This is a genomic window from Paenibacillus sp. GCM10028914 (genome assembly GCF_042666275.1).
Lineage (GTDB): Bacteria > Bacillota > Bacilli > Paenibacillales > Paenibacillaceae > Paenibacillus_AQ.
In genome coordinates, this window is record NZ_JBHTFO010000019.1 from 1 (window position 1) to 12,649 (window position 12,649).

Annotated in this window: 12 protein-coding genes and 1 other RNA gene; all 13 read right to left on the reverse strand. The window is 44.6% G+C overall.

Going from position 1 to position 12,649, the window contains the following annotated elements; genetic code table 11:
- Positions 1-259: 259 nt before the first annotated feature.
- Positions 260-523 carry a pro-sigmaK processing inhibitor BofA family protein gene (locus tag ACFQV5_RS24925; protein WP_379251185.1) on the reverse strand — a complete coding sequence of 88 codons (264 nt, stop codon included), beginning with the start codon at positions 521-523 and terminating at the stop codon, positions 260-262.
- 48 nt (positions 524-571) lie between these two features.
- Positions 572-856 carry a DUF2508 family protein gene (locus ACFQV5_RS24930; RefSeq protein ID WP_379251289.1) on the reverse strand — a complete coding sequence of 95 codons (285 nt, stop codon included), beginning with the start codon at positions 854-856 and terminating at the stop codon, positions 572-574.
- Positions 857-1,003: 147 nt separating this feature from the next.
- Positions 1,004-1,600 carry a recombination mediator RecR gene (gene recR / locus ACFQV5_RS24935; RefSeq protein WP_379251187.1) on the reverse strand — a complete coding sequence of 199 codons (597 nt, stop codon included), beginning with the start codon at positions 1,598-1,600 and terminating at the stop codon, positions 1,004-1,006.
- A gap of 27 nt (positions 1,601-1,627) precedes the next feature.
- Positions 1,628-1,939 carry a YbaB/EbfC family nucleoid-associated protein gene (locus ACFQV5_RS24940; RefSeq protein ID WP_379251189.1) on the reverse strand — a complete coding sequence of 104 codons (312 nt, stop codon included), beginning with the start codon at positions 1,937-1,939 and terminating at the stop codon, positions 1,628-1,630.
- Between the two features lie 38 nt (positions 1,940-1,977).
- Positions 1,978-3,693 carry a DNA polymerase III subunit gamma/tau gene (gene dnaX / locus ACFQV5_RS24945; protein WP_379251191.1) on the reverse strand — a complete coding sequence of 572 codons (1,716 nt, stop codon included), beginning with the start codon at positions 3,691-3,693 and terminating at the stop codon, positions 1,978-1,980.
- A 357-nt stretch (positions 3,694-4,050) separates the two neighbouring features.
- Positions 4,051-4,317, reverse strand: an RNA gene (gene ffs, locus ACFQV5_RS24950) — signal recognition particle sRNA large type.
- Positions 4,318-4,445: 128 nt separating this feature from the next.
- Positions 4,446-4,643, reverse strand: a complete 198-nt coding sequence (rpmE, locus tag ACFQV5_RS24955) for a 50S ribosomal protein L31 (protein WP_054957827.1) — start codon at positions 4,641-4,643, stop codon at positions 4,446-4,448.
- Between the two features lie 207 nt (positions 4,644-4,850).
- Positions 4,851-6,128, reverse strand: a complete 1,278-nt coding sequence (locus ACFQV5_RS24960; protein ID WP_379251193.1) for a radical SAM family protein — start codon at positions 6,126-6,128, stop codon at positions 4,851-4,853.
- Between the two features lie 39 nt (positions 6,129-6,167).
- The gene (gene rho / locus ACFQV5_RS24965) at positions 6,168-7,487 is read right to left on the reverse strand and encodes a transcription termination factor Rho (protein WP_379251195.1); all 1,320 of its coding nucleotides are present in this window, start codon (positions 7,485-7,487) and stop codon (positions 6,168-6,170) included.
- Positions 7,488-7,662: 175 nt separating this feature from the next.
- Entirely contained in the window at positions 7,663-8,922 is a 1,260-nt protein-coding gene (locus tag ACFQV5_RS24970) for a UDP-N-acetylglucosamine 1-carboxyvinyltransferase (protein ID WP_379251197.1), read from the reverse strand.
- Positions 8,923-9,216: 294 nt separating this feature from the next.
- Positions 9,217-10,071 (reverse strand): class II fructose-1,6-bisphosphate aldolase, encoded by an 855-nt coding sequence (gene fba, locus ACFQV5_RS24975; protein WP_379251199.1) that lies wholly within the window; start codon positions 10,069-10,071, stop codon positions 9,217-9,219.
- Positions 10,072-10,238: 167 nt separating this feature from the next.
- The gene (locus ACFQV5_RS24980; RefSeq protein WP_379251201.1) at positions 10,239-10,622 is read right to left on the reverse strand and encodes a response regulator; all 384 of its coding nucleotides are present in this window, start codon (positions 10,620-10,622) and stop codon (positions 10,239-10,241) included.
- Positions 10,623-10,897: 275 nt separating this feature from the next.
- Positions 10,898-12,499, reverse strand: coding sequence for a CTP synthase (locus ACFQV5_RS24985; protein WP_379251203.1), 1,602 nt, complete (start codon positions 12,497-12,499; stop codon positions 10,898-10,900).
- Positions 12,500-12,649 lie beyond the last annotated feature (150 nt).

The following is a 12,649-nucleotide window of genomic DNA, read 5'->3' on the forward strand; positions in this document are numbered from 1 at the left end:
AAATTCTCATTTTTGATCTTACCGAAGTAAGATCGGTTTAACTCACTCGTTGTTCAGTTTTCAAAGGTCAATGTTTCTTTTCGTCGTCCGCATCTCATTGTCAGCGGCGACTTTTATAATATATCATACTGTGTCGTTTTTAGTCAAGAACTTTTTTTAATCTTTTTTTCGATCAATTTTTCTTGACCTCAACTTTCTCAATCACCCAATCAAACGGGCGAAAATTAATATACCATAGATTTATAGATGACGTCAACTATTATATTAAAGTTATTTTTAAACCAAGTAAAAGAGCTACTCCTGGTAAACCAAGAACCATTACTGTCCCTACTGTCATTGGGTTAAGTGGAATATACACTTCAGCTAATAACCCCGAGAAATTGATTACATAAATAGCGATTGCTGAAAGAGCGAGGTGGGACCCAAATATAGTTAGCCATCCGAGTCCCAGCCTCTTTTTAAATACAACAAAGATTAGAAGCACAAGTGAAATGCACAAAATACCTGCAACGATTAATTTCATTTTGTTATCCCTCCTGGTTCAAAATAATGGAGATATAGAACATTTAACTTATCCATTCTCGCGCTTAAGACTCTCCCCATGCATATGTACACTATTTAGATTCAATTGTTTGGCCTGCTTTAAATTCATTTGATATTTACGTTCTGCTGCCTCGAGCATATATATAGCGTAATCAATCTGGTCTTGACCTGTAGCCTCTTGAAACATCATATGCGCTCTCTCCCACTCCATTTGTGATTTACGCACATCCATAAATACACTCCACATTCTTTCTTGTTCATCAGCTGTAATCACTTTTTCCTGGTTAGCTTTCGAAGATCTATTCCACCACATCACATTCATCAACCTCCCTAACATGCTTTTATTACAAGCAAATTACTGCCTGTACCATACATATCAAGAGAAGGACAAACTTAGAACAACAAAAAAAGGAGCCCCTTCGGACTCCCTCATGCTTACTTATTAATAAAAAATATTCCATTAGAGCTCTCTGCGACCTTCAAGCGCTTTGGACAGCGTCACTTCATCCGCATATTCCAAATCTCCACCTACCGGCAGACCATGCGCTATACGTGTCACCTTGATTTCGAAAGGGCGAACGAGACGCGAAATATACATCGCCGTTGCTTCCCCCTCGATATTCGGATTCGTAGCCAAAATAAGCTCTTTTACCCGTTCATCACTGAGTCGTGTAAGCAGCTCCTTCAGCCTAATCTCCTCCGGTCCAATCCCCTCCATAGGAGATATTGCCCCATGCAGCACATGATAGTACCCGTCAAACTCCTTGGTACGCTCCATAGCTACCAAATCCTTAGCGTCTTGAACAACACAAATGACGGAAGGGTCACGGGTTTTATCTTGGCAAACACGGCAAGGATCGGTGTCAGTAATATTACAGCAGATGGAACAAAAGTGTATATTCCGTTTGACACTGACTAGGGCCTTGGCAAAATCAATAACGTCATCTTCTTTCATGTTCAGGACATGAAAAGCCAGGCGGGCGGCCGTCTTTGGCCCCACACCCGGCAGCCTTGTAAATGCATCGATCAGCTTCGCGATCGGTTCGGGATAGTACAAATGTAAACTACTCCTTCTGCCTATATATTAGAACAAGCCCGGAATTTTCATACCGCCCGTAAATTTACCCATATCGGAGTTAGCCAGTTCTTCCGCTTTGGCAAGCGCATCATTCACTGCTGTCAAAACAAGATCTTGCAGCATTTCTACATCATCTGGGTCAACTGCTTCTGGTTTGATGTTAATGGACATAACTTGCTTATGACCGCTAACCGTTACAGTAACTACTCCACCACCGGAAGTACCTTCTACTGTTTTTGTAGCAAGCTCTTCCTGTGCTTTCAGCATTTGCTCCTGCATTTTTTTAACTTGTTTCATCATTTGGTTCATATTATTCATGGGTTTATCTCTCCTTTGTGGAATGCACGAAATACGTGCTAATCTTTTATGACAACAAGGTCTTCACCAAATAGTTGGATCGCCTCATCAATCCATGGCTTCTCTCCGCCAGGGGCGGCTTCCTCATGCTCCAGTTTCAATTCCTCTGCCGGAGGTTTGCCGACACCTTCTACAGCGTCACTCCAATCGCGCAGCATCATCGTCACCAGTCGATGCGGACTGCCGAGCTCTGACTCTAGCACGCCCTCGATCACCTGCTTATTGGCAGGCTTCTCGGTCGTTTCCCGGTGAATATTATTTTTGAACGCAACAAGGACATTGTCTTCCCAGACGGATACAGGTTCACCATCCATAAACCAAGCATGAACAGTAACCTTCTCTTCCTTAACACCCTGAAGAATTTGAGCCCACTTACGCTGTACATTCAAAAATGGCTCCGCTGTTCTTGCAGCTACGTATTGTTCCATATTCTGCGGTTTTTTAGCGGTTGATGCCATTTTTGGAGCTGGAGTTCGGGTTGCTGGTTTGGAAGCGTCTCGGCCTTCAGTTGCCGGCACACCCTTTTGCATGATCCGCTCGAGCTTTTTCTCAAGTGTTGCTACCTGCTGCTTCAAGCGAGACAGTTCTCCGGCATCCGCCGCACTCCCTGCCCCAGCATCGCTACCACCTTGGGGTATTCCGCACAATTTTAGCAGCGCCACTTCAAATAGCGTCTGTGGTTGCGAAGCGTATTTCATCTCACTCTGATAACGATTGAGCGTGTCAATCATCTTAAACAAATCTTCACGAGAGAAGGCTTCCGCCATCTCCTTGAAATCAGCTGAGTTTAACACGCGTTCCGTCAGCTTGTCTGCATCAGGTACCATTTTGATCATAAGCAGGTCTCGGAAATAATACAGAAGGTTCTCCATACATTTGTCGGCGCTTTTACCTTCCTGCATAAACTGTTCCACCATCTGCAGTACAAGTCCTGCATCACCTTGCTTTATGGCGACAGCCAAACGGCTAAACTGTTCAGAAGGTATGCCTCCCGTCATGTCCATAACCTGTTCGTAGGACACCTTACCTCCAGTAAAGGAAGAAATCTGATCTAAGATGCTAAGCGCATCACGCATTCCGCCGTCCGATAACCGCGCGATATACTGCAGGGCTTCCTGCTCAGCGCTAATTCCCTCTTCCGAACATATACGCTCTAGGCGTTCGGTCTGCTCTTCCAAGGAAACTCTGCGGAAATCGAAACGTTGACAGCGTGATATGATAGTTGCCGGTAACTTATGCGGCTCGGTAGTTGCCAATATAAACATGACATGCGCCGGCGGTTCCTCAAGCGTCTTCAGCAGTGCATTGAAGGCCTCCGTTGTCAGCATGTGTACTTCATCAATAATGTAAACCTTACGTCGAACCTCAGTAGGTGCGTACTTCACTTTCTCCCGCAGATCCCGAATTTCCTCAACGCCGCGGTTGGATGCCGCATCGATCTCCTGAACGTCCATGACAGCACCGGATGTAATCCGCCGGCACGCTTCACATTCGTTGCAGGGTTCCTCTGTCGGTCCATTTTCACAGTTCACAGCTTTGGCCAAAATTTTAGCGGCACTGGTCTTACCTGTACCCCGCGGACCGTTGAACAGGTAGGCATGTGAGACCCGCTGCTCGCGGATCGCGTTCTGCAGGGTCTGGATAATATGCTGCTGGCCCACCATGTCTCGGAACGACTGGGGCCTCCAGGCACGATATAACGCAATATGTTCCACTCTGCTTTACCCTCTTTCAACTTCCACTTCCACGGCTTGATGCCGTATTTTTTAAGATATTACAAACGGTTTGTATCTCTGCTTACTCGTAACAAGGGACACAACTACATCAATTAAAGACTTACTCATTATACTACATTCTATACTAATTTCCCCAGCCCAGCAAAACGTTTACCGGGAAAAAATCTGATGTATATTTTCGAGAACCACTCACTACATCTTTCTCTATAAAATACTATTTACTTCTGTAAGAATTCTACACCGATCTCACATTTATCCTTTACTCACCTGAAATTTCAAAAGAAAAAAGCACCCCTGTCAATACGACAGAGATGCTTGTGTGTTCGGTATATGTTACCGTGCACCTGTTATTGATAATTGCGATCCGAGCGGCAATCCTGAGCAACAACTCGGGCTAGGCTACCTTCCGGCACAAAAGCGAACTTGCTTATGGCTGCTTCCTTCCGGACCTGACCAGGTTCACAAGTGCTCATTGCGGAAGACCCAACCGTCAACATCGAGCGCAGGGACCAGCCTCACATCGACAATACCTCTAACAGGAATTCAACCTCGCTACAGCGGATTGCGAGTTACAGGGCACCGCTACCTCCCCATCTAGCACGGCGAACTTAAGTATATCGTATGCATACCTAAAATGCAACCTAAGGGAAGAAGTTGGCGAGCATACCAACAGCCTATTGCAGACGTCAGAATAATCAAAAACCCTCCGCACAAGGCGAAGGGTCTGATTATTAGATACCGTATTTCTTCTTAAATCTATCGACACGACCACCAGCATCCAAGAACTTCTGCTTACCAGTGAAGAACGGATGGCAGTTGGAGCAGATCTCCACGCGAAGGTCTGGCTTTACAGAACCAGTTTCAAACGTGTTACCGCAAGCGCAAGTTACCGTAGTAACGTGATATTTCGGTTGAATATCTTGTCTCATTAGACTTTCACCTCTTTCCGCCCTGAGCCTCATGCGGACTCAGAGTAATTGGACACATAAAAAAAGTATATCACGAGCATTTTATTTGTGCAATAGCCCATCTCAAAACAACGACTGAAGTGCAATGATCTGTCAGAAATTGTAACTATCCCCTAATAGATATGTCGATAACGAAACAACGATCATACCGTTATTCCTGATTATCTTTTACAAGATAGGGATCTTCTTCTTCGGACGTGCCATTCCTGGCGGGGGTACATGCGTATAAGAACCAATAACCACATCAGGTAACTCTTCCTGCATAATTTCGATGGCTTGCTTCATACCAAGGATTTCTCCTCGTGCTGGAGGTATAAGTTCAAAATAACTTTCCGGATCAATATTCAGATTACGTAGCTGAATCAGGCGAAGACCCGTACGGCGCGCAAACTCAATCATAGCCTCAAGTTCTTCTTCACGGTCAGTTACCCCTGGGAAGATCAGATAGTTAATGGAGGTGTATACCCCTTGATCCGTTGCATACCGAAGAGACTTCTCTACATTAGATAGATTGTATCCTCGAGGCTTATAATATGCATTATAGTGATCATCCAGCGCACTAATTGTACTTACACGCATCAAATCAAGACCGGCATCTACAATTCCGCGGATATGATCTGTTAGACCGGCGTTGGTATTGATATTGATGTAACCCATATCTGTAATCGATCGAACCTCACGTATGGCCTCAATAATGATCTTCGCTTGAGTAGAAGGCTCACCTTCACAACCCTGTCCGAAACTAATGATGGACTCCGGTGTCTTCAAATGTTCGAGCATAATCTGTACCAACTCATCCGTACGCGGGCGAAAGTTCATCCGAGTCTGTGGCGCTACAAAGCCACTATCATCCGGCTGTTCAGAAATACATCCGAAACAACCAGCATTACAAGAATAGGATACAGGTACCGCACCTTCCCATCGATTCAAAAACGTATTGGATGCAGTCAGGCACTCATATCCAAGAGCACAGTTAGAAAGGTGTTCATAAAGCCGGTTCTCCGGGTATTTCTCGGTTAATTTCTTAACGCCCAATTCCAGTTCGCTTAAATCACAATTCACAGGATTCCACTTCTCTGGATCATCAGTCAAACGTGCAGCTGTATAAAAGACACCATCTTTCCATACAACAGCAGAATAACCGAACAGCGGAAGCTTGTATTCCTTATCTGTTTTTACGTATCCAGGAAGACATAGACGTGTATATCCTTGGGGCAAAAGAGCACCGACAGCCGTCTCGTTCCCAGGCAGTGCCTTCATCTCACCGGTTTCGGGATCCATTCCGATTGCCCTAGTATTCGGCAATCCTACAAGAGTAGCTCCTTCTGGCAGCGGAATCAACTCATCTTCCAATATTTCTACAATCATATCACCACTGCGGGCAAGCCCGAACAATTCCGGATGATCATATACATTTCCTTGCTCATCTGCGTAAACCAAATACATGTCGTTCTCCTATTCTAAGCTTGATTCGGGTCCTTATGTTCAGGCTTGTGTAGCCGAGGCTGAAGGACGGGATGTGCGTCTGGTCGGTTGACTCGGTGCTGATGAAGCAGTGTTTCCATTGACATCAAAAGATGCGAGGAATTCGGCATTGGTCTTGCTCTCCCGCATTTTTTTGAGGAAACCTTCGACAAAGTCAGCAGAATCATTCATATTTTTACGGATTGCCCAAATGGTATCCAGTTCTTCCTTGCTAAGCAGTACCTCTTCACGCCGTGTACCCGAACGACGAATGTCGATCGCCGGGAAAATACGACGCTCTGCAAATCTGCGGTCCAGATGCAGTTCCATGTTACCCGTTCCCTTAAACTCTTCATAGATGATATCATCCATCCGCGAACCCGTGTCAACCAATGCAGTCGCTAAAATCGTCAAGCTACCGCCTTCTTCCACGTTACGCGCCGCACCAAAGAACCGTTTTGGACGGTGGAATGCCGCTGGGTCGATACCGCCGCTGAGCGTTCTACCAGATGGAGGAATAACAAGGTTATATGCCCGCGCCAACCGCGTAATGCTATCCAGCAAAATAACGACATCCTTCTTGTGCTCCACCAATCGCAGTGCGCGTTCCAGAACCAGTTCCGCAACCTTAATGTGATTCTCAGGCAGCTCATCGAATGTCGAGGCAACTACTTCGCCCTTCACAGACCGCTGCATGTCGGTTACTTCTTCTGGTCGTTCGTCAATAAGTAGAACAAACAGTTCGATTTCGGGATGGTTTGTTGAGATACTGTTGGCAATTTCTTTTAAGAGGAGCGTCTTGCCCGCTTTTGGCGGAGCTACGATCAAACCGCGTTGTCCTAAACCTACAGGAGCCAAAAGGTCCATAATACGAGTAGACAACTGATTAGGGGATGTTTCTAACACTAGTTTATCTTGCGGATAAAGAGGAGTTAGGGCCGGAAAGTGTAAGCGTTCCGCTGCGACAGCAGGATTCTCACCGTTAACGGCATTTACCTGCAATAGTCCAAAATAGCGCTCATTTTCTTTAGGTGTTCTACATTTACCGGAAACTAAATCTCCTGTTCTCAAATCAAACTTACGAATTTGAGACGCAGAAATGTAAATATCTTCTGTACTCGGAAGGTAATTGATTGGCCTCAAGAAACCATATCCCTCGGATAAAACTTCAAGCACACCTTCCATAAACATCAAGCCGCTCTGTTCAGCTTGAGCCCTGAGTATAGCAAAAATCAGTTCCTTCTTCTTCAGCTGACCATAGTAAGGTATCTGATACTTTTTAGCCAATTTATACAGGTCTGTCAGTTTCATACCTTCTAAATCGGAAATTTGTAAATCCATTCAATAACCACCTATTCAATTTTTAATTCGGAGTAAATCTTTTCAGTCATTAAAGTCTATAAGTCTATGATTACGTCACTAAGGATTACCCAATTCAGAGGGAGATATGCAGGGTAAGGAACCTTTTTTTTAACCGAATTCGAAAAAAGGCTCCTTCACTACGTAAAATCCTGCATTATTCTTCTACCGTCTCCCGCCAAACATCAGCACCGAGCAGGCGCAAATTAGTCACTAGATGATCATAACCACGGTCAATGAACTCTACACCGCTAACTTCGGTAACACCATCTGCAACTGTCAACCCGGCTATAACCAGAGCTGCACCAGCACGGAGATCTGTCGCCTTTACTTTGGCAGCATTAAGCTTGCCACCTTCGATAATGGCCGATCTTCCTTCGACACGGATTTTAGCACCCATCCGTACCAATTCTGGCACATGCTTGAATCGGTTACTGTATACGAAGTCGCTAAGAACACTAACACCTTCTGCCTGTGTAAGCAGACTCGTCATCGGTGACTGGAGATCCGTTGCAAATCCAGGATACACGAGCGCTTTCACATCAACATGTTCGTATCGTTCTTTACCGATAACACGGATGCTTTCATCCAACTCCTCAATACCAACACCCATTTCAATCAGTTTGGCTGTGAGAGCTTCCAGGTGCTTTGGAATGACATTATCGATGACAACATCACCGCGAGTAGCCGCAGCGGCGATCATATATGTCCCCGCCTGAATCCGGTCGGGAATAATTGAATGACGACAGCCATGCATTTGGGTGACACCTTCAATACGAATGGTTTCCGTACCAGCACCCTTAATGACTGCGCCCATGGAGTTTAACAAAGTAGCAACATCTATGATTTCAGGCTCTTTCGCCGCATTTTCAATAATTGTGGAGCCTTTGGCTTTGGCAGCCGCAAGCATAATGTTAATCGTCGCCCCTACACTGCTTACATCAAGATAGATCTTCGCGCCACGCAGCTCTTTCGCATGAAGATGGATAGCACCATGCTCATTCGTTACAGTCGCTCCTAGCGCTTCGAAACCCTTAATATGTTGGTCGATAGGACGAGGTTCAAAGTTACAGCCGCCCGGCAGGCCGATCACGGCTTCTTTAAATCTCCCGAGCATAGCACCCATCATATAATACGAAGCACGCAGCTTCTTGACAGGTCCGTTCGGCATCGGAATAGGTTTGATATTGGAAGGGTTTATTCTCATCTGAGAATCTTCCCATGAAACTTCTCCGCCCAGCTCTTCCAGTATTTCTGCATATACAGCCACATCACTCAAAAGCGGCAAGTTGTCTAATACGACTTCCGTTTCCGCAAGTATTGCGGCAGGTATTAATGCGATCGCACTGTTTTTGGCACCACTGATCGTCACGGTACCCTGCAGTGGGCGTCCACCGCTGATCATTAATTTTTCCATAAGCCTAAGGGTCCCCCTACATCATTCGCAAGCCAAAAACAATTCTCTCCTTGGCAGCGTACTGGGTGTTAAACAAGTGATAAACGGTTGATGCCGTCCTTTCGGATCGGCTCCGTCTATGCAAGAATTCATAAGAAAAGCGGAACTGTACTTCCTTTCATTTAAAAATGGAAAAACACCGGCTTAGCGGTGTGTGCTTTCCATTCCAAACTTATGGAAGTGGACAGCCCTTAGGGCTGTCCTTATTTAGGATTAATCAACGTTCATGCCAAAGAAGGCACATAACAAGCAATATTAAGCTTGGTTGTTGGATCCGAACTCGCGGATTTTACCGATAACTGTTTGTTTGATAGCTTCACGGCCTGGTTTCAAGAATACACGCGGATCGTAAGCTTCTGTCTTCTCAGCCAGAACTTCACGAACTGCTTTAGTGAATTCAATTTGGTTCTCTGTGTTTACATTGATCTTGGAAGTACCAAGGGAGATAGCTTTCTTAATATCATGAGTTGGGATACCTGTACCACCATGAAGAACGAGCGGAAGGCTAACTGCATTGCAGATCTCTTCCATTTCTTTGAAACCAAGGTTTGGTTCACCTTTGTATGGTCCATGAACGGAACCAAGTGCAGGAGCCAATGTATCGATGCCAGTCTCGTTAACGATACGTACGCAGTCATCAAGCTTCGCATACATAACATCGCCTACTACGTCATCTTCTTGACCGCCAACCATTCCAACTTCTGCTTCAACGGAAACGCCTCTAGCATGTGCATACTCAACAACTTGCTTAGTCGTTTCAATGTTCTTGTCGATTGGGCTGTGGGAATCATCGATCATAACAGAAGTAAATCCTGCATCGATAGCTTCCTTACATTTCTCAACGCTTGAACCATGGTCGAGGTGAATAGCTACAGGTACTGTAATTTTCAGGTCTTCAATCAGGCCTTGTACCATTTTTACAACCGTATTAAAACCGCCCATGTAACGTGCTGCACCCTCAGATACACCAAGAATTACTGGCGACTTTTCTTGTTCTGCCGCTTCAAGAATCGCATGCGTCCACTCAAGGTTGTTGATGTTGTATTGACCTACTGCATACTTTCCTTCAAGAGCTTTGTTCAACATGTCCTTCATAGATACTAATGGCATGGTCCATCCTCCTATTGTCGTTTATGTCTAAGTATATAGCCGACGTTCTAATACGTTAGTATTATACCACATCGCCTTATAAATACTAAACAAGCATTTAACAAAAATCTACGGCCTTTCTCACACCTTCAAAAAAAAGAACTCTGCCTTTACGCAGAATTCTATGCTTAGCTGCATGTATTGATTTTATTTTTGAGTTGCATGTTTACGGCTAGGCGCATTTCATCAATATCAAAAGGTTTCGTAAAATGCATAAGCGCCCCGAGGTCCGTCGCCTCCTTGATCATGTCCAGCTCACCATATGCAGTCATCATGATCACTTTTATATTGGGGTTCATCTGTTTAATATGCTTCAAGATCTCAAGCCCGTCCATCCCCGGTATCTTCATATCAAGCAGCACCAAATCAGGCTCATTCTTCTTCACAATGTCGAGTGCAATCTTGCCGTTAGCTGCCTGATATGTCTCATAACCTTCACTACTAAAAACTTCCATTAACAGGATACGAATTCCATTCTGATCGTCTACAATTAATACTTTGTGTTTGTCCATTTAACAACCTCCCATCGTTGATCAGTTTTATATATCAAACGAAGCCGTAATTCCTAACTTTCCCTTGACTGACCATTATTTGTATTCGCCTGTCACTAGCAAATTCCTCCCTTAAATCTGTAAAGTACTTAAAAAATAAAGATCTTCTTCTTCGCACTTCGTTATAAACCGTACCAGATGCATTGTTACAAGAAATCAAAAGAATGGGAGAACAAACAAAAAAACCCTCCCCTTTTAGGGGAGGATTTAACAAGTATTAAACAAAAAGCTACAACTTAAGATTGATGTTGAATTGAAGCTTTTACAAATTCACGGAACAACGGCTGCGGACGATTTGGACGAGATGTAAATTCCGGGTGGAATTGAACTGCCAAGAACCACGGGTGTCCAGGAAGTTCGACGATTTCAACCAATCTTCCATCCGGTGACGTACCGGAAATGCGCAGACCTGCTTTTTCAATATCTTCACGGTATTGGTTATTGAACTCATACCGGTGACGATGTCTCTCATATACCAATTCATCATCGTAGCAAGCCATAGCCAGAGAGCCCGGTTGAAGCTTACATGGATACAGACCAAGACGCATGGTACCACCCAGATCTTCGATATCCTTCTGTTCAGGCAGAAGGTCGATGACCGGATATTCTGTAGCTGGGTTGATCTCGGAGCTGTTAGCACCTTCCAAACCAACCATAGCGCGAGCATACTCAATAACTGAAACCTGCATGCCGAGGCAGATACCGAAGAACGGAATATTGTTTTCACGAGCATAACGAATAGCTGTGATTTTACCTTCAATACCACGGTCACCGAAACCACCAGGCACAAGAATACCACCGAGATTTCCGAGCATTTCTTCTACATTACTCTCTGTGATTTCTTCAGCATCAACCCAGCGAATTTTCACTTCTGCGTTAGCATCAAATCCAGCATGAGATAAAGATTCAACTACACTGAGATAAGCATCATGAAGCGCAACATATTTACCTACAATTGCAATCTCAACAGTCTTCTCTAGTTTGGATACACGATTAACCAGCGCTTCCCATTCGGACATATCCGGTTCTGGCGTGTCCAGTTTCAAGTGATTGACAACAATCTCATCAAGTCCTTCTTCACGCAAGTTCAAAGGAACTTCATACAAGGAGGATGCGTCACGGCATTCCACAACGGCATTCGGGTCGATATCGCAGAACAAAGCAATTTTAGCTTTCATTTCAGTAGAAAGCTCATACTCTGTACGGCACACGATAACGTTAGGTTGAATTCCGATACTACGCAGTTCTTTTACACTGTGCTGTGTCGGTTTCGTCTTCACTTCACCAGCAGCCTTAATGTAAGGGATAAGCGTTACGTGAATATACATTACGTTATCACGTCCAACCTCACTCTTGATCTGACGAATCGCTTCAAGGAAAGGAAGACTCTCGATGTCACCAACGGTTCCGCCAATTTCCGTAATTACAACATCAGAACCTGCCTCGCGTCCAGCACGGAACACACGCTCTTTGATTTCATTAGTAATATGCGGGATAACTTGAACTGTACCGCCCAAATACTCACCACGGCGCTCCTTGCTGATAACGGAGGAGTATATTTTACCAGTCGTGACGTTGCTGTTCTTCGACAGATTGATATCAATAAAACGTTCATAGTGTCCAAGGTCCAGGTCCGTCTCCGCACCATCATCTGTTACAAACACTTCACCATGTTGGTAAGGACTCATTGTACCCGGGTCTATATTAATGTAAGGATCGAATTTCTGGATCGTTACCTTTAGCCCTCTGTTCTTCAGCAATCTGCCGAGCGAAGCCGCAGTAATCCCTTTTCCCAAGGAAGACACAACCCCACCTGTTACGAAAATATACTTTGTCACAGTAAAAACCCTCCTAAATAAATTCGAAAAAATCAGGCGACATATGATGATTATGGTAACCCTTTTACTTCTAATTCATCATCAAACAGCGATAAAAATGAACGGTGCCCGCTTCATAAATTAAAGCGAGCCAACCTGTTAACATATGAC